The sequence below is a fragment of the Lentisphaera araneosa HTCC2155 genome (assembly GCF_000170755.1).
GTDB lineage: Bacteria > Verrucomicrobiota > Lentisphaeria > Lentisphaerales > Lentisphaeraceae > Lentisphaera > Lentisphaera araneosa.
Map to the genome: position 1 here is coordinate 68,527 of NZ_ABCK01000001.1, position 20,842 is coordinate 89,368.

At 38.2% G+C, this 20,842-nt stretch carries 12 protein-coding genes and 1 pseudogene; 9 read left to right on the top strand and 4 right to left on the bottom strand.

Translation table 11 applies throughout. The features are described 5' to 3' along the window. The first annotated feature begins 4 nt into the window (after window positions 1–4). The 5 genes from LNTAR_RS00275 to LNTAR_RS00295 all read left to right on the top strand — a co-directional run bounded on the left by LNTAR_RS00275 (window position 5) and on the right by LNTAR_RS00295 (window position 9,370). A complete protein-coding gene (locus LNTAR_RS00275) occupies window positions 5–2,218 on the top strand; it encodes a beta-propeller fold lactonase family protein (RefSeq protein WP_007276591.1) in 2,214 nt (737 codons plus the stop codon). Window positions 2,219–2,562: 344 nt separating this feature from the next. Next, window positions 2,563–3,255, top strand: a complete 693-nt coding sequence (locus LNTAR_RS26385) for a type II secretion system protein (RefSeq protein ID WP_157473096.1) — start codon at window positions 2,563–2,565, stop codon at window positions 3,253–3,255. Window positions 3,256–3,464: 209 nt separating this feature from the next. Next, entirely contained in the window at window positions 3,465–6,458 is a 2,994-nt protein-coding gene (locus LNTAR_RS00285) for a DUF1588 domain-containing protein (RefSeq protein ID WP_007276593.1), read from the top strand. Between the two features lie 3 nt (window positions 6,459–6,461). Beyond that, on the top strand, window positions 6,462–7,778 hold the full coding sequence (locus LNTAR_RS00290; protein ID WP_007276594.1) for a DUF1552 domain-containing protein: 1,317 nt from the start codon (window positions 6,462–6,464) through the stop codon (window positions 7,776–7,778). 194 nt (window positions 7,779–7,972) lie between these two features. After that, a complete protein-coding gene (locus LNTAR_RS00295) occupies window positions 7,973–9,370 on the top strand; it encodes a right-handed parallel beta-helix repeat-containing protein (protein WP_083799898.1) in 1,398 nt (465 codons plus the stop codon). Window positions 9,371–9,630: 260 nt separating this feature from the next. Here LNTAR_RS00295 and LNTAR_RS00300 read toward each other — a convergent pair whose 3' ends face one another. The 3 genes from LNTAR_RS00300 to LNTAR_RS00310 form a co-directional block, all read right to left on the bottom strand. Then, a complete protein-coding gene (locus tag LNTAR_RS00300) occupies window positions 9,631–11,232 on the bottom strand; it encodes a glycoside hydrolase family 32 protein (protein ID WP_162026331.1) in 1,602 nt (533 codons plus the stop codon). A 91-nt stretch (window positions 11,233–11,323) separates the two neighbouring features. After that, window positions 11,324–13,234 (bottom strand): glycoside hydrolase family 32 protein, encoded by a 1,911-nt coding sequence (locus LNTAR_RS00305; RefSeq protein WP_007276597.1) that lies wholly within the window; start codon window positions 13,232–13,234, stop codon window positions 11,324–11,326. Window positions 13,235–13,363: 129 nt separating this feature from the next. After that, on the bottom strand, window positions 13,364–14,929 hold the full coding sequence (locus LNTAR_RS00310) for a glycoside hydrolase family 32 protein (RefSeq protein ID WP_007276598.1): 1,566 nt from the start codon (window positions 14,927–14,929) through the stop codon (window positions 13,364–13,366). 780 nt (window positions 14,930–15,709) lie between these two features. On the opposite strand from LNTAR_RS00310, the gene LNTAR_RS24725 reads away from it, so the two are divergent. Continuing rightward, on the top strand, window positions 15,710–16,537 hold the full coding sequence (locus LNTAR_RS24725; RefSeq protein ID WP_007276599.1) for a type II secretion system protein: 828 nt from the start codon (window positions 15,710–15,712) through the stop codon (window positions 16,535–16,537). Between the two features lie 245 nt (window positions 16,538–16,782). Here the strand turns inward: LNTAR_RS24725 and LNTAR_RS26960 are convergent. Continuing rightward, window positions 16,783–16,929 (bottom strand): annotated as a pseudogene (locus LNTAR_RS26960) (IS3-like element ISKol7 family transposase); the annotation flags it as partial. 300 nt (window positions 16,930–17,229) lie between these two features. Here LNTAR_RS26960 and LNTAR_RS00320 point away from each other — a divergent pair. The 3 genes from LNTAR_RS00320 to LNTAR_RS00330 all read left to right on the top strand — a co-directional run bounded on the left by LNTAR_RS00320 (window position 17,230) and on the right by LNTAR_RS00330 (window position 20,660). Next, entirely contained in the window at window positions 17,230–18,057 is an 828-nt protein-coding gene (locus LNTAR_RS00320; RefSeq protein ID WP_007276600.1) for a sugar phosphate isomerase/epimerase family protein, read from the top strand. A 501-nt stretch (window positions 18,058–18,558) separates the two neighbouring features. Further along, window positions 18,559–19,077: a sigma-70 family RNA polymerase sigma factor gene (locus LNTAR_RS24730; protein ID WP_007276601.1), complete on the top strand. Its 519-nt coding sequence runs from the start codon at window positions 18,559–18,561 to the stop codon at window positions 19,075–19,077. Continuing rightward, window positions 19,074–20,660 (top strand): LamG-like jellyroll fold domain-containing protein, encoded by a 1,587-nt coding sequence (locus LNTAR_RS00330; protein WP_007276602.1) that lies wholly within the window; start codon window positions 19,074–19,076, stop codon window positions 20,658–20,660. Before LNTAR_RS24730 ends, LNTAR_RS00330 begins: the two co-directional genes overlap by 4 nt. Window positions 20,661–20,842: the final 182 nt, after the last annotated feature.

Genomic DNA, 20,842 nt, shown 5'->3' on the forward strand with positions numbered 1-20,842 from the left:
AACTATGCCTAAAAAAATAACCATGATGAAAATAATTACTTTCTTTCTAACACTATTTATATTTTCGACACATGCAGAAGTTAAACTGCCGGAAATTTTCTCAAATAACATGGTTATCCAAAGGAATAAAGAAATACCTATTTGGGGGACCGCCTTACCCAATGAACAAATCAAACTTAGCTTTGCGACTCAAGAAGTCGTCACTACTGCGGATGAATACGGATGCTGGAGCGTAAAGTTTAAAGCTCTAGGGGCCAATTCTAAAGCGCAGGTTTTAACCGTAAATCACTTAAGGATACAAAACGTACTCATAGGTGAGGTTTGGCTCTGTGCAGGAATGGCGAGTATGGATTATCCTCTACGTAAATCACTGAAGGGCGCCAATGAAATTAAAAATGCAGATAAATCACTAATTCGATTGGCCTCTATAGCTAAACAACAATCTCCTCTACCCAATAAAAATGTGGAAGTGAAGTGGAAGACCGCAGATTCAGAGCATATTAAAGAATTTTCTGGGCTGGCGTATTTTTTTGGTAAAAAACTTCATCAAGAACTAGAAGTGCCTATTGGTATAATTCAGGCAAGCCAGGGGGGGGCGCCAATGACTTCCTGGATACCCGCGGAAGGGTATCGCGATAGCCGCCAACTTCAATGGGCAATGAAACAAATATATGATGGTAGACCCTCAAGTGAAGTTGGCAGAAAGAACTGGCAGAAATATCTAGACGATATGAAACTATGGCTTCCTAAAGCGCGTGCGGCACTGGCCAAAAATCAAACTCCTATCGACCGTCCGGAAATCCCTTCTGAGCTTTGGATTACCAATATTGTACCTACTAAAATGTTCAATGGTATGATTCACCCATTGATTCCATTTTCTATACGTGGTGTAATCTGGGACCAAGGAAATGTCAGGAAGCCGAAGGAATTATTTCATCTTCAAAAAGCACTCATAACTAGCTGGCGTCAGCTTTGGAACGAGAGGGAACTGCCCTTTTACTTTGTGGAACCATTAGTCAACACTGAGCCAAAGCATCTAAAGGTTGAAGTTCAGAAAGCCATTAAAAAGTGTTTGTCAATCAAAAATACCGCTATGGCAATAAGTGCAGACCTCCAAACAGCAAATCCTCAAGCTCCACAAAATAAGCGAGATCTTGCACTGCGTCTAGCTGATATAGCTCTTCAAAACGATTACCAAAATGAAATAAAGTCCATAAATCCCAAGCTTATTCAAGTCGTCATAGGCACGGGATCTGAAGGAGTTTATTCAGCTCGTTTTAACACCGAAAATGGCAGTCTCAGTAAAGCGACTCTTCTTTTTCAAAAACCAGGAACGGTACTCGTCAAGACATCTAGTAGAGGGCTTTTGTATAGCGCAGGTAATACTAAGGAAGGGGGGATTCTTAAATCTTTTCTAGAAAATAAAAAGACAAGTGAAATTCGAGATTTGCCAAAAGACCCTTGTTATATAGCTCTAGATAAAAGCTTAAAATTTGCGATTACCGCAAATATTCATGGGAGCTCAATTTCATCATTTTTACTCAAAGAAGATGGTTCTTTGGATAAGCTTGTTCAGAATCTGGAAATCAAAACTCCCCAAAAAGGCTTTGCGCCTCATTGTGTTATACCGTCTCCGGACAATAAATACCTTTTTGTAGCTGATATAGGAGGAGGGAGGATTTGCCGAGTGAACTTCAATGAAGACGACGGCACAATGATTTATGATGGTGATATATCTTCAAATAACTTCAATGGCCCCAGGCACATGATTTTTGGGCCTGAAGGTAAGTTTTTATATCTCCTAAATCAAATGGGAGGGGCTGTAACAGTCTTTAAGTATGAGAGTCAAGACGGTCACCTTCAAGAGATTCAGCATATTTCTTGCCTAGCGAAAAATTTTCAAGGAAATAATCATTCTGCAGAAATAGCTATTCACCCAAGTGGAGACTTCCTTTATTGTACGAATCGTGGACCGGACAATATCTGCCTTTTTAAAAGAGATAAAGGCAATGGGACTTTAAAGTTTATTGAAACCGTTTCAAGCGGCGGTAAGACACCCGTAAGTTTCATTATTTCCCCTGATGGAAAGTACCTGCTATCTTGCAATATTCAGTCGAATAATCTCTCGCGCTTTAGTATTGATTTGAAAAATGGAATCATAACAGAGTTCGGAGAGAAGATTTCTGTGCCATCTCCGGTATCATTAAGCTTCCGGTAACTGTGATTAGACAATAAAATATACATAAATCATCAACTGTTTGCACTGGAAAATACTTGGGTTTATTTACTTGATATATCTATATTTAATAGAGCGATTCGTTCATTATATGAGCGACAAAAAGATAAACTAATCACACGATGAGTATCATTAAATTCATCAAACCACTTGGAATTTGGACAAAATATAACGATACGCATCCATAAATGAATTTTCATCTGTATATGGATTATAGAGAACTCATTGTATTCAAGATTTTTGAGTGGCAATTAATTTTTATTAGAATCGATGTAAAGAAATCAAATCGACAGTTGTTTAAAGCTATAACTATTCAGGAGTTTAGTATGAAGAAAAAATTCACTTTGATTGAGTTATTAGTTGTAGTCGCGATAATTGGTATACTAGCTTCATTATTATTGCCAGTACTAGGTAAAGCTCGGCGTACATCACTAGCTATGGCATGTAATGCAAATCTGAAAACTCAAGGCCAAGGCATCTATATGCAAGTCGAGGATAATAATGATTACTTTGTGTCGAATCATACGATTCTAGGTTTAGGAAGAACGGGCTTTAAAGGCTGGAATTATTATGAAGATGGTTCATTTCACATGAAATTATTTGGTGAATATCAAGTCAAACTTGATGATGGGTATCTAAAAAATCACGATGTTTTTATCTGTCCAGAAAGTCTCGAATCAGAAGATAAACTCTCGTATTATAGAAACTATGCGTTCAATAGTTACCTTCAGGGGTATCCAACGTCAGAAACAGAGGAAGTCCCAAGTATCAGCATTACAGATTTATCAAATACCGCAGAAACAGCGGTGCTTTGTGAGTCTGAAGAACGGCCTAATTTTTTTGAGACCAGTGTAAGTACTGTTGAAATTAGACATGTAGGTGCGAAGACTAATTTGTTATTTGCAGATGGTCACACCTCCACATTGAATTGGGCTAAGTTTTATTATAATCCTAAATGGGTCGCATGGGATAAACCTAGCCCTTCTTGGAGCGGTGGCGATGGATTTACATTTAAATAAATAAGTGTTTGCGGCATATTTTGTATTAAATAAGTATGTGATACATCCAAAAATAAGTATCTCCCAGTATATGGAATAAACGATTTTTGATATAGTAGTCAGTTTCATAATAAAAAGACTTAGAACTTAACTCGTATACAAAAGGCAAACGATAAAACTAGCAGAGTATAGAGAGTATTTAATAATAGGTTTTTACGGTTATAGATTTTATGGATGATAGAATACGATTTAACTGTGTCGGTTGTGGAATTGAACTTGAAGCTCCTAAAGAAATAGTGGGAGTTCATGTTCGTTGTGATCAATGTGATACGAAACAAGCAGTATTAGATAAAAATTCTGAATCATTAAATAAAGATCAAGCGACTGTTCTAAGTCAAAAAAAGACTAAGAAAAGTAGTTTCAAAGTTTCGAAGACGAGTAGTAAGCGAAAAAGAAAGAATAAACAAAAAAATAATGTAGTAATAATCTCAATTTTATTAACACTGATTTTAGCTGCTACAAGTATTTTGTTAATACTACGATTAAAAACCCCTTTAGAACGTAAACCCTTAGAAGTAAGTTTTTCAGGAAAAGCTGTTTTTGATGAAGAACATGTCGTGAAAGCTGAAGTAGATATTCAATTGAAGCCCTCAAGAATAGAAGAGATTGAACTGATAAGTTCATCAGAGCCCTCAAGAATAGAAGAGATTGATCTGATAAGTTCATCAGAGCCCTCAAGAATAAAAGAGATTGAACTGATAAGTTCATCAGAGCCCTCAAGAATAGAAGAGATTGATCTGATAAGTTCATCTGAAGTATCAAGTATACAAGTAAAAGATCAGTCAACAATAAAGCTCTCAAGTTCAATAAAGCACTTTATTAAAAAACGTTGCCAGGACTGCCATGGAGAAATAAAACAAAAAGGTGACCAACGCTTTGATAAACTTCCAGATGTACTGAATAAAGCTCATAGCATTCAATTGTTACAAGATATTTTGGATACCGTTAATTTAAGCGAAATGCCACCAGAAGATGAGCCGGATATACCACATGAAGAGTTGACCAACTTTATAGATGAACTGACACAAACGATTAGTAAAGCAAAAGATTATACTCAAAATAGAGGTCTTAATCCGCCCATACGATTTTTAAATAAAAGAGAATTGAAACTAACTTATCGTAACCTTTTAGGTGTTAATACAAGTCTAGGTTCTATTCCCGATGCACCAGAAATCAGTCGATTCGATACATTAGCTCAAGATCAGCTGTTTAGTGAAGTTCATTGGCAAGCATCCTTTAATGTTGCCAAAGCCCATTTGGAAAAAGCATTGCTAAGGGAAAAAAATAGTAAGGTCATTAAAATCAAGTATGAATCAGAAACTAACAAGATTAAAGATTTTCAAAAGAAGATTAATCAATGGCCAGGCTTAATAATTAAGAATACAAAAAAACTGGAGACGGAAACAGTTACTCAGCGACGGGGAAATTTAAACAACCTCATAAAAAGTCTAGGAAATGAGCTTGAGTTTGCCAAGCAGAATATTAATAATCCACTCTTTAAAACAGGAGCGATTTATTCTAAAAGCACTCCTATTATGACCTTGTTAGGCAAGAATATTTACAATTTTGATAAAATGAAAGAAGGTCGATACCGACTTAAAATCCGTTGTGGAACCATACATACTAAGCCAGATCAACAATCATTTATAAGTACCGCATCTCATAAACAATTAATTAATCCAGAATTTCAACCTTATGAAAACTATTATCAAGAAGTAACAGGCACAGTAAAAAATCCTGAGGTTTTATTTTTTAACTGGAATTTTGGGGGGCAGAGTAGTGGCCGTGAATTAAGGATTGATAGCGATGCGGAAATATGGATAGATTGGATTGAGCTTGAAGGTCCACTGAAGTCACAATATCTAGCTCAAGCAGAAATAGAACTATTGAGTCAGTATAGTGAATGGGATATAGCAAAGGCCGTTAAAATCGTTAAAGACTTTGCTTTTAAAGCATACCGAGGTCGCAATATAAGTTTCGCACAACTTGAGCAAATAAAAGATCATTTACTCAGCCAATCTAAATTAGAGGCAGATCCTCAGGATGCACTTGTCGATGTGCTGGCAGCGATACTCTCTTCTCCAGAGTTCATCTATATCGTACCCGAACTTAATAAAAGTAATAAAAACTTAACGGCATTGAGCTTTGTGAATAAGCTTTCTTACTTTTTGCTAAGTTCTCAACCTGATTTACAACTTCAAAAAATGGTGGCCGCAAACCAGAGTCTAAGTAAGAGAGCCGTCTTTAAAGAATGTGACAGAATACTGGACTCAGAAAAAATCTTGCCTTTTATTGATTCCTTTGTTTTTCAGTGGTTAGAACTCTCCCGCTTTATAGCTTTGAATCCTACGATTCACGCACAAAGAACGAATCTCATAAAGTGGCCACGAAAGAAGTTTTCTATGCTGCGTGAATCAACAGAAGCGATGAGATTTATTATTAAAAATAACCGTCCAATAACAGATTTACTGAATCCGGACTATTACTATATAAACAATACGTTAGCAAAATACTATGGTTTACCAATTTCAAATAAAAAAGGCTTTTCCGCTCGACCTTTAGTGAAATCTAATCCACGGGGAGGTATCTCAAGCCATGCATCATTTCTCATGATGACTTCACGAGGGAATAGGACTTCACCTGTAGAGCGTGGAGTTTACATTATGAGGAATTTACTCTTTAATCCACCTGCACCTGCACCACCTAATGTACCAGATTTAACCGCGTCAATCAAAAAAACAATAGAAGAAAGATTTGCTTTGAAAAAACTTAATCTATCTAATAGTCGAGAGCTTATGTTTTTTCATACAAAACAGGCTCAGTGTAACTCTTGTCACCGGAGCTTTGATCCACTGGGTTTTGTTCTTGAGGGTTTTGATCATTATGGTTCTTGGCAAGGAGAGGAAATCAATGTCAAAAGTAAGCTTCCTTCAGGCCTTGAACTCGATGGTGTGAAAGATTTGAAAAAGTATCTTGTGAGTCGAGAAGAACAATTTGTCAAAGGTTTTATAAAAGCATTAATGAGCTACGCGATTCATCGACCAATCAGCATTGTCGACCAAGCTGAAATTGATGCGATTTATAATGCGAATAAATCTTCAAACTTTAAAATTCGCAATATTATCAAGTCGATAGTGGCATCTAAAACTTTTAGAGGATCCTGAATTATGAGCCTTTCATCAAGTATTAATAGAAGAAGTTTAATAAAAGCAGCGGGCCTAGGAGCTCTACTTCCTATTTTTGAGAGTAGTGCCTTAGCTAAATCTCTAACCCCACCTAAAAGAGTCATCTTTATTGCTTACGGTTATGGGCATTATGATCAGGGATGGTTTCCAAATAATGTCCAACACAAATGGCATTGCAGTAGTCAGGAAAAGGTTAAAGATTTCGAACTAAGTTCAAGTCTACAAGGTTTAGCGAACTATAAAAATGATGTATCTTTCATAAGTAATTTATCGCCGATTCATGCAAGAAGACCTCATGCTGGTTGCGATACATTTTTGACATGTGCTAATGTCGATTCAAACCCTTTGAGGTCTTTTACCAATACCGTATCGGTAGATCAAGTGATTGCCAAAAAAGTGGGTAAGTACACCCGCATAAGTTCAATGCAGATCAATGGTAGAACAGGTAATCATGATGGTTGGGGAGGTGGAACCTCGATGTCTTGTAATGAAAATGGAGAGTTCTTAAATGGTTTGAATAGTTTAAGTGATATATATAAAAGATCATTTGGCGACCCAGACCTTACAGTGAGTGAAAGAAGAAAGCAGCTTAGTAAGCATAGAAGTTTATTAGTCCTCTCGAATGGAGGGACCAAATCATTGGCCAGGGTTATTTCAAAAGAGGATAAAGAGAGACTTTCACAGTTTACAGATAGTTTGAGAAGTATTGAAAAAAGAATTCAAAAAGATATGGCCTGGGCAGGTAGACCTTTTCCAAAAACAAAATTTCAGATCCCTTCAGGCGCACTAAATGAAGAAGAGAAGATCAAAACATCTTTTGATCTGATGACTGAAATTTTTCGTACGGATTTAACTCGTGTCATTAGCTATAGAATGTCATCAATTGGTTTATTGCAGCAGATGGGCTATCAACAAAATACTCATGCCATGAGTCATTGGGCCAGACATAGTCAAGATTTACAATGTCAGATTGATCGCGATAAAAAATTGGCGGAATTATTGGCATATCTCATTAGGCAATTAAAGAACACTAAAGAAATTGATGGTTCAAGTTTGCTAGATAATACGCTTATATTTTTTGGAACTGGCATAAGAGTTCATCATGTAGTCAAAAACATTCCTATGATAATGGCTGGGGGCGGTGGAGAAGGCATACAACAAGGTAAACACTACACTTATAAAGAGAATGTTACTCCCCTTGGCAACCTATGGCTTAGTACCATAAAACACTTCGGTATAAACGCTCAGAAATTTGGCGACAGTAACAATGAACTTCACAATATATTCAAATCCGTTTAAACAATTAACACCGCGGTAGTTTTATATTAATTAAGAGAATCATAAAAACTACCATGCCAAGGCAATGGGCAGTTTTTATTTAGCAAAACAAAATATAAAAGGCTAGAAACTTTCATGAGTATTCAACTACTTAAAAAATATCAATATTACACCTTAAAACAGTATCTATCTATGATCTTCATAGAGGGAGTGAAATGATGCGAATTTCTATGTTAGTTTTCCTGTTCATCGGAGACTTTTTTATACAGGCTGGAGAACCATTTAAACCTTATGAAATCTCATATATACAAGGAAGACTTAAAGCTCCGACATCTTATAAAGCCTATATTCAGTCTCGAGTGAAAAAGGGGTTTAAGGATAGAATTAGAAGAGAGATTTATCTATCCGGGACAGCAAGTGGCTTTAGTGCTAATTCAAAATCAGGCAAGATGATTCTAACTGGAAAAAGTATGGGACAACTCTTTAACCGATTAGCAATAGAAAACAAAGGTAATAGCGTTGATTTTGTCTTGAAATCTGGGGAGTACATTTTAGATCAGCCACTTAAACCTCGTCAGAACCAAGTGCTAAGAGGAGAGGGGCGTGTCACTTTGATACCAACATTGACTCTGCCTGCGGCTATCGTCCTCGACGGCGTCGATAGTGTTGTTATCTCTAACTTTACTATTGTGGGTGGTGGCATTGGAAAATGTAAGACAAATGGAATAATGAGCGTAAATGACTCTACCAGAGTAAATATCAGTAAGGTTATTATTAGGGAGGTAGGTGCTTGTGGGATCTTGTGTAAGGGTTCGAAAAGTAAATATGTTTTAATTGAAGACTGTGACATACAAAATACAGGTAGGGCAGGGATCGCGATGTTTGACGGAGTCAGTAATGCTCTTATAACAAAAAATGCAGTAGAACGCACAACCACGCATGGAATCATCTTCGCCAATGGAGGAAGTTTTAGTGAAGTATCCGAGAATATCATTAAAGATACGGGGCTTCTTCCAGGCGGGGATTTTGCTCATGGAGTAGCTTTTGACTCACACGGAAATTTAAACACAGGTGAAAAGAATCTCATTATAAAAAATAAGATATTAAATGCTAGGACTGGAGGTGTTGAAATCGCTGATGGCCAGAACCATATGTATATTATAGAGAATTATATTGAGGGGTCAGGAAGAGCAAATCAGAAACGAGAGGATCAGTATGGGATTTATTTTGGTGGCGCATTAAGTCAGGGCTACCATTGCTTGATAAAGGGTAATACAATTAAGAATTCCTATTGGAATGGTATCCGGCTAGCCGCACCCAACGTAGAACGCCCTAATAAAAAATCACCTCTCCCTAAAGATAAGTATGGTCCAACGATGCACGTTGACATTATTGATAATATCATATCTGGATCGATGCGATATGGCATTGAGCTTAATTGGTGCCGAGATGTGTATATTAAAGGTAATAGAATTGAGACAAGTAAGCTTGCTGATATTGGACTTATTGGTAATCGAGAGAAAAACATTGATATGCCATGCTCAAAGGTCCTGTTCAAGGGCAATGTACTTAAAAGCCAAACCAAATTAGTGAAAGATCTTTTTGAAAAATAGCAAAGCTAACTTATTTCGCTAAAAAGCTTATGTGCCACAAGTAACTAAGTTAAGCATGGTTTTAAGTTCGGAACCGCGCGTAATTAGTGTCTTTTCGAGTAGATAAAATGTCTGATTATTATAAGACTCTAAGTTCAAGCACCACTCTAAAGCTAGAGCTTAGAATCTAGTCTTTTAATCAAACAAGCATATCTGTCTTAGTACTAAAATATTGCGGGTTTAGATTTCTTCTTAACCCTTGAGTCATAAGTTTGGTTGCGTTATTCCCATGAGCTTTTTATTTCGTGGATAGTCAGTGAACTGATTATGCTTGATTCGCCTTTGAATTGAATGTTTTTATTATTTAAGTCAGAAATTTCTGAATGCGTAAGAACTTGTTGTCCTTGATTGAAGAAGATTTCAAAGGAACCGCGATCTACTAAAATTCTCATTCCTATATTGGCGCTTGTATTTTTAACATTCGAGAAAGTGAATTGGTCTGGACGTAATTGCCAATTCTTACGATTCTTTTGAGCTTCGGGGCGGAGCTTATCCCAATCAAGCTTTTTTATCTGGTTCTTTTGACTTATAAAATTCAACTGGTTTTTTGAGTGGTTATAACTTAAAATACTACCTCTGATAATGAGCGAGAAGTTTTCCTTAGCGCTAATAGATAGCGTCATGTCAAAACACTCCGGCGAGATCTTTTTTAGGAAGCTGTTGGCTTGCATCAGAGTTTTGGCAGAATTGAGTTTCCAGCTTTGAGTGTATAAGGATGAGATTTCCTTAACGGGCCAGCGATAAAGCAGTATTTCATTACCGACTTTTCTTAACTCCAGGGTGGCGGGAAAAGAGAGCTGTTCTGTAAAAGGCATTTTATAGCGCCAGAAGTCAGAATTTTTTAACCAGCCTATAATAACGGCACGTCCATCAGGGCTATTATTGAAAGTTTGGGCTGCGTTCCAATGACCAAGTTTGTGATTTTTCACTTTTTGTTCAGCCTTGAAGTTCTTACCATCAAAATGTCCAATTTCGTAATCGAAGCTGCCGTCGTACATCAACCATTTGTATTGAACTTCATCAGGCATTGAACCGTCGGCGTTGAGTATAGGAAGTTTTAAAAGGTCAAAGCATTCATGAGCCCACTTTCGTGTCATGTCTGTTTCAAATTCCCAATCGACAAGATTATCAGAACTAAAAACTCTGATTTTCCCACCACTGCTTTCGCCAAGCCAAAGTAGAGTGACCCACTTTTGACTTTCTTGGTGCCAAAACAGTTTGGGATCTCGTTGAGTCCCTTTAGGATCTACATCACGTCCCTGGAAGGGGATGATAGGAGCTCCATCATTGAGTAGTTCAAAGGTCCTTCCTCGATCAGTACTATAAGCTATGCCCTGGTAGTAGGCTGTTTCTTTAGGCGGGGTGAGTGCGCCAAAATTTGGGCGAGTATCTAAGGCGTAAGAATACATAAGAACAAGTGTTTTTGTATTCTTCACCTGTTTGCCTAGTGAATTATTGTGGTCTACCACACCTGTACCTGAAAATATATAGCCACTACCATAGGGCGTTATGGCGTGGGGCAGCTGTTCCCAGTGAACCATATCTTTACTTACGGCGTGACCCCAGGCCATGTTCCCCCAGCCGGTTCCTAGCGGATTATGCTGAAAAAAGAGATGATATTCACCGTCGTAATAGAGCATGCCATTAGGGTCATTAATCCAGTTTTTCTTAGAAGTGAAATGAAATTTTGGTCGATATGCTTGTTGGTAATCCGTATCTTTGTAGGTGTGAAAATTATCGTATTGATTTTCCGTTGCCGCTAAAGCAGAGCAACTAAATGCTATAAGTAGACTTAGCAATGAATAAATATGTATGGATTTCATATATTTAATAAGCATCTAATCAGCTAATGCTGTCGTGCTATCCTTTAAATTTATAGTTATGATCAGAGGTATCAGGAATTTGATGTACTGCTTACTTATTCCAAATGGATTTAAGCTCATAAACCTTAAGGCTATCAATTTTAACTGAGCCGCCAGGCGCGGTTGAAATCCTGAATTGTTTGAGGGCTTTACCCGGATCCATGCGCGCATAGTGCTGATAGCTCAGGCCTTCATTGAAAAATAAGTTCCACTGAGCTTTATCAATAATAAATCGCATGGTAAATTTCTCGCCCGCTTTGGGTGCGCGCATGATTTTTGCTCCTTTGACTTTACCTGAATTGATTTCATATTTCACTTCAGAAGCGCCAAATTTGACTATTATTAGATCTGTCTTAGCAGAGGCCCTTGCAATTAGTTCTACCTCAATGGTGTCCATTAGTGGATCGAAAACCAAGTCATTACCTGAAGTTACTTGTTGATTTTTAATGGAAAAAAGCTCTTTGCCTTTTATGTTTTTCATCTCTTTGATGGGGTGGTAGCTAAGTCTTAAACCTGCCGCGGTACTCATTAATTTAAATTCAACTGGTAGGGTCATACCCTGCTGAAATGGCGGGCGTGGCTTGCTCAAGTGGGGACGGATACGTGACCACATAAGGTAAATAGCACGACCATTAGGAGCATTTGAAAATGCCTGGCCGGCTTTCATGTCACCAAACATCCCCTGATGATATGTCTTTTCATCTGGAGTAAAAGTTTTGCCATCAAAATCGCCGACTTGATACTTCATCATGCCACCAATGAGGACCCACTTCATCTTGTTTTCATCACCATCTACCGGCAGTTGAAAAAAGTCAGGGCATTCATGAAAATCTTTTATGCTCCAGTCACTGCGCTTTTTCTTTTCTTCATAGTCTTCTGGGAAGTATTTTTCGGTCTTGGAGGCGAATTCCCAACTTTTTAAATCCTTGCTCGTATAAAAGACCATATGACCCGAGGCCATGGTGGGATCAAGGCCCATGAGGTAGCTCACCATGACCCAACTTTCGGTCGGCTCATGCCAGAAGGGCTTCGGGTCGCGACCATGACTTTTACCGGCATGGCGGTAGAATTTTTTGAATCTTTCAGGAATCGTTTTTGGCGATGGGTGTACAAAAGCGGGGTTCGTCTCTGCCTGAGTGACGAAGCGTTTGCCACCATCAGTTGAAATGGCAATACATTCACCGAGTTGAGTATCTGTATAGGCAATGATAACTGTTTGCGGGCCACCTGATTTTTGCAGGCCGAGAACATTTTTTACATCAACCGCAGCGCCACCAGAAAAGCATTCACCAAGCGCCATCGAGGGATGACGGTTTTTATGGCCGCGTCCACCGGATCGTAAGACTCGTGGCCATTCACTACTTTCTTCCCAGTGCAGAAGATCCTTACTGACCGCATGACCCCAATACATATTTCCCCAGCCCATGTTTATGGCACTATTTTGAAAAGACATATGGTACAGGCCGTCAAGATAGTACAAGCCATTAGGGTCGTTGTTCCACATGTGCTTAGGTGTGAAATGGAATTGTGGGCGACCGACTTCCGAGTAGAGTGGCTCTTTAAATTCACCTTGTTGATCACTGAATTTAATAAATTTTAATAATTCCTGTTCTCCTTCACTGTTGCAAGCGAGGATAGCGGTCTTCCCGACATACTCACTCATGTCAAGATAACCCCAGGTAAAAGCATCTTTTTCCGGATTGAGCGGCAAAGTCAAGTATTGTCTATGGAGTATTTGACCATCGACAAACACGCTTAACTGAATTTTGCGGAATTGTTTTTGCTGTGCTTCTTTTGCTAGGCTTCTATTGGGGAGAATTACCGGTATAAGCATATTTTTTCCCGTAACTTTTACTTCTTGACGAAACTTGGGATAATTCGTCTCCGCCGCAAATAAGCTATTCGTCATCAGTGTAAAAAATAATAAAATCAGCAGGGCTTTATAGTGTTTTATAGGGGTCATATTTTTTTCCTTGGCTAAAATAGCGCTATGTTCTAGGTATAATTAATCTTGATTAATCAGCTAGTGTTTATTTTAAAAACTAAATTTTTAGATTGTTTTGCTTGTTGAGAATGAGGCCATTAGTGAGCCTTATTGATGCCAAACAGATTTGAGCTGATGGAAAGTGAAAGCGTTGATAACAGTGTCATTATGACCCGAGAGTTGCACTGTTTTGTTATTCTCTTGAGTCAATCCTAGATAGGTTCCGACATGCGAGCCCTCGTTGACAAAAATCTCGATGGAAGCCTGGTCAATGAGTACACGCAGTTTAAGTTTACCACCTGAGAGCGCTGCGGGAAGTCTACGACTTTTATGATTCTTTTTAAGTATTTTTATGGGCTGTAGAGTTTGACTCTTGTGATCATATTTCACTTTAATGCCGCGGAAGTTGAATTCCAAATCAGCCCTTGGCTGTAGTTCAACGGTGCAGTCGATTAGATCGGAATTGAGCTTTTTGAGTTGAGTATTAAGTGCCTTAAGTGTGGTAGATTCAAAACGGGTACTTTTTATATAAAGGCTCTCAAGCTCTTTTACTGGCCAACGAAATAGGCGAATACCCTCGGGGGTTGTTCTCAGAGTCATCTTTGTCGGAATCGACATCTGCTGGTCAAAAGGCATTTTTGATTCTACAAATGGAGAGTGTTTGCGATCATTGAGCCATCCAATCATAATACTACGTCCATCGGGACTATTGTTGAAGGTTTGTGCAGCGTAATAATGGAAACCGTAATCACCTTTTAAGGTCACCTTATCAGACTTGAATTTATCGCCATCGAAATCGCCGATTTCGTAATCGAAACTGGCGTCATACAAAACCCATTTTTTATTATTGATATCGTCATCTACAGGGATCTCTACTATGTCCATGCATTCCGCAAACCATTTGCGATCTAAAGAACTAGTGGCCTTCCAATCGAGTAGGTTTTCTGAAGTAAAAAATCGCACCCCCGAGAGCTTGTCTTTATTGCCCCATTCACCTGCCTTTATCCAAATGAGCATGACATACTTCTGGCTTGCTTCATGCCAAAAAACTTTGGGGTCGCGTTCTCCCTTGAGTAAACCTTGATTAGGAAGAATGACACCACCATCCTTGAGCAATTTGAATGTGCGTCCCTTATCGGTGCTATAAGCTGCTGCCTGAAAGAATTCTGGACGTGCCGTAGCGGTAAAGTAGGCCACCATAGTTTTTATGTTGCCTATTTGTTTACCAAGTATATTCTTGTGGTCAATAACTGTGGTTCCCGACCAAATAGCCACTTCACCATCCCATTTTTTGGCAAATTCTGCGCTAATGTGTTCATTGGGAATTTTATAGGGTACGATGGCGTGTTCGAGTTGTGTCCAGTGTATCATATCGCTACTTACTGCATGGCCCCATGATTTTGTACCATTAGCATTTTTGAGTGCGTGATGCTGAAAAAACATGTGATATTCGCCTGCATAGTAGATCAAGCCATTGGGGTCATTGAGCCAGTTTTTACGTGAAGTGAAATGATACTGTGGACGATATTTTTGATTATAGCCAATATCTTTGTAACTTTCAAAGTTAAGATGCTTAGGGTTAAAAAGTGGGTCAGCCTGTGCGTTCAGTTCAGGGGGGCACAAGGTACAAACCCCAAGGCCGATAAAACTGAGTAATTTTTTAGGTATCTTCATTAATAATTTCCTCTATCTGTTTTATATCATATACTCAGTTTTAATAACAATTGGATGTTTGTTCTATATTTAAATACGGCTATTTTTAATAGGACGTATGTTAAAAGATCGTTTAAGCACCTTGAAAGCCTTGGTAGCTAAAGCTGTGTACAACTTGGATAACAGCTGTAGTTTAATTACCTATCTTGGATCAGCACCGACACTTCGACGTTTGTGTGGCTGGGAATTTAAGTAAAGCACCCCCACAGGAAAGTAAGTTTTCACGTGTCTTCGCAGACATAGCGAGTACATAACTTTGTCAAAAGGTTCATGAGAAGATGGTTGTCACAAATTGTTCAGATCAAATTATCGGCCACGTAATTCGAGACTCTACCGCTTGAGCCTTTAGAAAAAAGGCGATACAATGAACGCTCAAGCGTTGAAAGAGTTATTCTTATCTCAAGGAGTGCTATGGTGGAAAAACCATCAGAGTTAAAGAACACCGGACAGTTTTGGCGCACTAAATGTTTGGATTCATTGCCATTACCGCCAATCAGTTCTTTAAATTCGTTTTAAAACATATCTCAAAACAAAACGTCATGATAGCATTGTGTCACAATTAGACATACTTGTACAAAATTGTTTGTAAAACTAATGTGTGAGCAGGTTTTTTAAAAGTACGTGAACTTATCAATCAGAAATCAGATTTTTGCAAAAGGCTCATTTATTTAATTTTCCTACATCCAAAAGTAAAAAACCTCCGGTATATGACTATAAAGACTAATTAATGTTGAGGGTGAAATGAAAATTAAACTTAAGAAAAAATTCACATTACTTGAGTTGATGGTTATAATTGCGATTATTGGTATTCTAGTATCCATACTTATTCCTGTCTTGAGTAAATCACGAGAAAAGGCACGCCTTGCTCTTTGTGGGAATAATGAAAGACAAATAGGAATAGCCTTATTCGCTTTTTGTGAGGATAATGATAATCGTTTCCCAACGTCATATTCGGGTGCTTGGGTAGGTGGTACTTACATAAATCGTCCCGTCGCAAATAAAGACAGTTGGGATACTCAAATAGGCACTTACTTGAGTGGAAGAGAATACCCGGATGGGTTTTTGTTTACAGGTGAATATGAAAGTATTTCAACACAGGTTTTTTTATGTCCCACAGATGAAACTAAGAGAAGTTGTGTTGATGATGCACGTTTTAGAAAAAAGACCTATGCAGCAAATAGATATATAAAAAATGATAGCCGTCACCCTGGGGTTTTTTTAAATGCGGCCACGGATACCACTATATTTAGTCGTAAACTGACTCATATTGTGAGTCCTAGTGGTACTATTTTATTTACTGAAAAGTGGGGAGGTGCTCCAACGGCAGCAGATATGATGCTTGTAGGAAGGGTTTTAAATTACAATGAGGGGATATATTCAAAAGAATATTATGATACTTTTATTACTTATTCATATCTATATCCTGAAATCTTTATGGGTCATGATGGAAATGGCAAAGTGAATATGGCCATGACAGATGGTTCAGTTCATTATATGAATGCAAGGTCAACTCTTGGTGAATCTAATCCAAGTGATGCTTTACTTAGTAAGTTTAACGCAGAAAGATAAATGATCTAATAATAGCTTAATTCATCGAGCTTTTTTGCTCAAGTAGCAAAGAGGATATAGAATTTGTAATGCCCCCTTTTTTCAAGGGGTAACATTACATAGTGAGAGTTAAGAGTCGCAACTTGTTGTTTTAAGGTGATCATGAAACTAAACTCGCATTGAACCAAGTTTCATAATCATATGGGGTCAACTTAGTGAGTTTTCTTTCAACTCATAAATTCATTCCATTCTCGAGGCCAAAATTAATCCTCTTTAATGGTATGGATTACTCTTTCAGTATCCGCATTCCCTTTAGGGTTATTATAGGAAGTAAAAATCTGTTGAATACCCAAGGACTTACATTCTGAAATAAAGCGCGTTGAAGTAGGCTGACACCCATTGCCTGAGACCAGTTTTTATCCAATATGCTTTGTAAACACTAAGAGTTAAACTCCAGGTTTCTTTCTTTTACCAGAGTTCAGGTAAAATCCCCAAGTATGTTCCAAAGTAATACGTTCTTCATCCAATAAGCCTTTTGCTTTGGCCGTAAATTTAGCTGCTTCAACTTCATTGTTTGATTGAGATGGTTCAATATATTCTTTAGCAAGCCTTTCGGCTTCCGACTTCCGACTTCCGACTTATTTTTAGTTCTGAGAGAAATTACCTTCTTTTTTCCTTTGATGATAGCTAATGACGAATACAAGAAGGGAATAATGAAATTTAAATTTGTACGTGGTTTATGGGGAATGGCCGAACATTCCCTTGAAGCAAACTTAAAGAAGATAAAAGAGGGCGGTTTTGACGCCATAGAAGTTCGCGCTTCTTTTGAGGCAGATGAACGTGCCGAAATGAAAGAACTTCTAAATAAATATGAACTTGAGTTTATAGGGCAGCAGCATTCGGATTTATTTAGAACTACAGCGACAGTTCAAGATCATATTGATTACTCCAAAGAACAACTAGATAATCACAAAGAACTCAATGCAATTTTTGTGAATCCGCATACAGGGAAAGATTACTTCACTCTTGCGGAAAACGCAAAAATCATTCGTGAGATTAATGCTTATGCAGATGCAATTGACTTAAAAGTCGTTCATGAAGTTCATCGCGGTCGCTTTAGCTTCTCTATTAACACAACTCTCGAAATGATGGAAGAGATTCCAGAATTACGTCTCAATGCCGACTTTTCTCATTGGTGCTGTGTTCACGAATCACTCTTACAAAATCAGCAGGAGCGATTGGAGAAGACCATGGAGCGCTGCGATTATATTCATGCAAGAGTAGGGCATGAACAGGGGCCACAAATTAATGACCCTCGCTGCCCTCACAACAAAAATGCAATGGAAGCTCATTTTACTTGGTGGGATCATATTGTCGACCTTAATAAAAAGCGTCGCGTCGATAATTTTTACATTTGTCCAGAATTTGGACCTGCGGGTTATATGCCCACACTTCCCCTAAGCAACGAACCAATAACAAACCTCTGGGACGTAAACCATCACATCTTGGAGTTGCTACAAAAGCGATATAAACACTTTTAGTTTAGGGTATAATCTTTTTTGTAAATCTTATATGTATAATTAATGCGGACAAATTTATCCTCGTGGCTTTCACTTTTTTTGCAAAAAGAACTGCCCAAACTTTGATTGAATAAGACTGGGCATGACGATGAAGTCATCAAGCGTGAACTGAATGTAGCGCGATTAGCTAGGGCACAGGGTAGAAAGGGGAGGGGTGAGTTAAAGGTCAGGAGACAAAAGCTAATGACCATTGTCGTAGTTTTAAAAAGACGGTCGAGAAAGTACTTGTCGCTTTATTCTACTTTTTAATTTACAGATAGATTAAATAGTCGATCTGACTTTAAATGCGATTTTAAGCATGATAATTAAGGTTTAAATTTGAACTGTTTATATGTATTGAATTCAAATCAGGTGAAAAAATAATAACTTTTTTCAGGTTTTGGTGGGAAAAGCTTTTAAAATACAGGGATATTTAAGTGAAAGCTTTATTATTAAATTAATGAAAAACCAAAGAATAGTTTTATGAACAATCAGCATGACAAGTTTGCCCTTCTACTGGATCAAAACAGATCAGATTTAAGGCAGTATATTTATTCGCTTTGTCACAACAATGCTGATACGGAAGATATTCTTCAGGAAACTTCTTCAGCTCTTTGGCGGAAATTTGAGAGTTACGACCCCAGGCAGGCCTTTATTTACTGGGCGCTGCGATTCGCTTATTTCGAAGTGATGAAATTTCGCGATCGGCAAAAGAAAGCTGATCGCCTTTGTAAGACAACGCTGGAACTTATTGCTAAAGAATGTGAAGATAACTTAAGTGAGAATAATGATCAGAAGTACTTTCTGAAGTTTTGTACAAATCAGCTCGAACTTAATGAAAAAGAGCTGGTCGATATGCACTATAATCAAAAGATGACCATCAAAAGTATTAACGATCACTTTGGTGAAAAAGGAAAGAAAATTTATCGTGCTTTTGAGCGCATTCGCTTTAAGCTCTTCAAATGTATGCAAAAAGCTCGTCAGGAGGAGGCTGGAATATGAAGGAATTTAACGAAACACGTACTCAGCACCTCATTTCTGCTTTGATTGATGAAAATATCACAAGCGAAGAAATGAATGAGCTTAATGAATTGCTTCAACACTCGCCCGAAGCTCTTGATATGTATCTCAGTATTACTAAAATTGATATGGAGATGCATCAGGATTCGAGTTTACTAAGTCATTATTCTGAGACAAAGCCACAAATCAAAGAAGATCTACCTGAGACGGTTAATCGTCTTAAAAAGAGCTTAAGGCTCTTTCAGCTTGTAGCTGCCTTCCTTATTGCTTTTATTACTATAAATTACCTGGTGCCCCGCGACCAGCCAATCAAACAAGTTGTCAATGTTGATTCAGATCTTGTTCTTGCGCATGTTTTGAAAGTTTCAGAGGATATAGAATGGAGTAAAGCTGAGACTAAGGTGGGGGACCCTATAGGTAAAGAAGTGTTGATAATCCAGAAAGGGTCGATCAACCTAAAGTATGAGAATGGTGCGGAAATTAAACTTGTTGGTCCCGCTGAATATAAATTGAACGATCAGGATTCTGCCACTCTAAGTTACGGTCAGTTGGCAGCTCGTATTCCGGAAGCAGCACAGGGTTTTACCATTGATGCACCCAAAGCTCTTATTACAGATTTAGGTACTGAGTTTGCCCTCAATGTCAATAAGCAGGGAGAAAGCAAAATATTTGTTTACGAAGGCGAAGTCGTTGGTGCCTTGTTGGGGCCTGATGGCAACACCCTAAAGCATAGCAATCTCTATGCTAAAGATGCTGTAAGCATAGACTCAAGGAGTGGCACTCTTAAAACTCTTAAAGATACAAAAAACTTTATTCGTATGGCGGAAAGCCCGGAAGCTTGGCTGCATATAAACCAGGCTTATGTTGATGCCGTACATAGTTCAGATCCTATTGCTTACTGGCGCTTTAATGCTGAAGATAAAGGTCTCATTCCAAACGAAATGAGCACATCGTATTCAGGGACACTCATGGGAGAAGCAAAAGTAGAAAAGGGTTCCTTAGTTTTTGATAAAGGTACAAAGGGCTCTTTTGTTGTAGAAGAACCCATTCAAAACATCAATAGCCAAGGGCATTCTATTGAAATGTGGGTCAAGCCGCTCGAGCGCTCCAAACGCATGATGGCGCTTGCATCACTCGTGGCCTTAGGTAAACCTAAAAACAATCAAACAGTTAAGCACTTGGCCTATTTTGGGCTAACGCCTCAAAGGTCATTTAATCGCCACAGTCCTTATGATTTTTGGTTTGCTTCACGCTTTCCTGCAAGATCGGGGAATTATGGAGTCAACTGTTATGCCAATCAGGCCTATAAAGGGCAGCAGTGGTACCATCTCGTTTGTATTAAAAATAAAAGTAGCCTGGATATTTATGTCAATGGTCAATTGGCCAATAGTGTTGAACATGACCTAGGAAGTGGTGATAAGCCTTATCAGTTTTTTGTTGGTCAGATGGATTATCATAAACAGCCGTGGCAATTACACGGTAGTGTTGATGAAATCGCACTTTATGATCGCCCTCTAAGTGCCCAAGAAATAGAGAATCATTACCAAAGCATTCAAAAAAAATAATATTTTTTAGTCACGATGTGGGAATCGCTCTAAAAAGTGCGAGATATATAGCTAGGAGGCTGAGCTTAATCTTTGTTCAAAAAAATCTTGTCATGCGTAAAATATACAAGTAATAAGTTAATTTGTGCAAGTACGAAGTCAATAATTGCCTTATATCTATATTGATTAAATAAGGTTCCTTT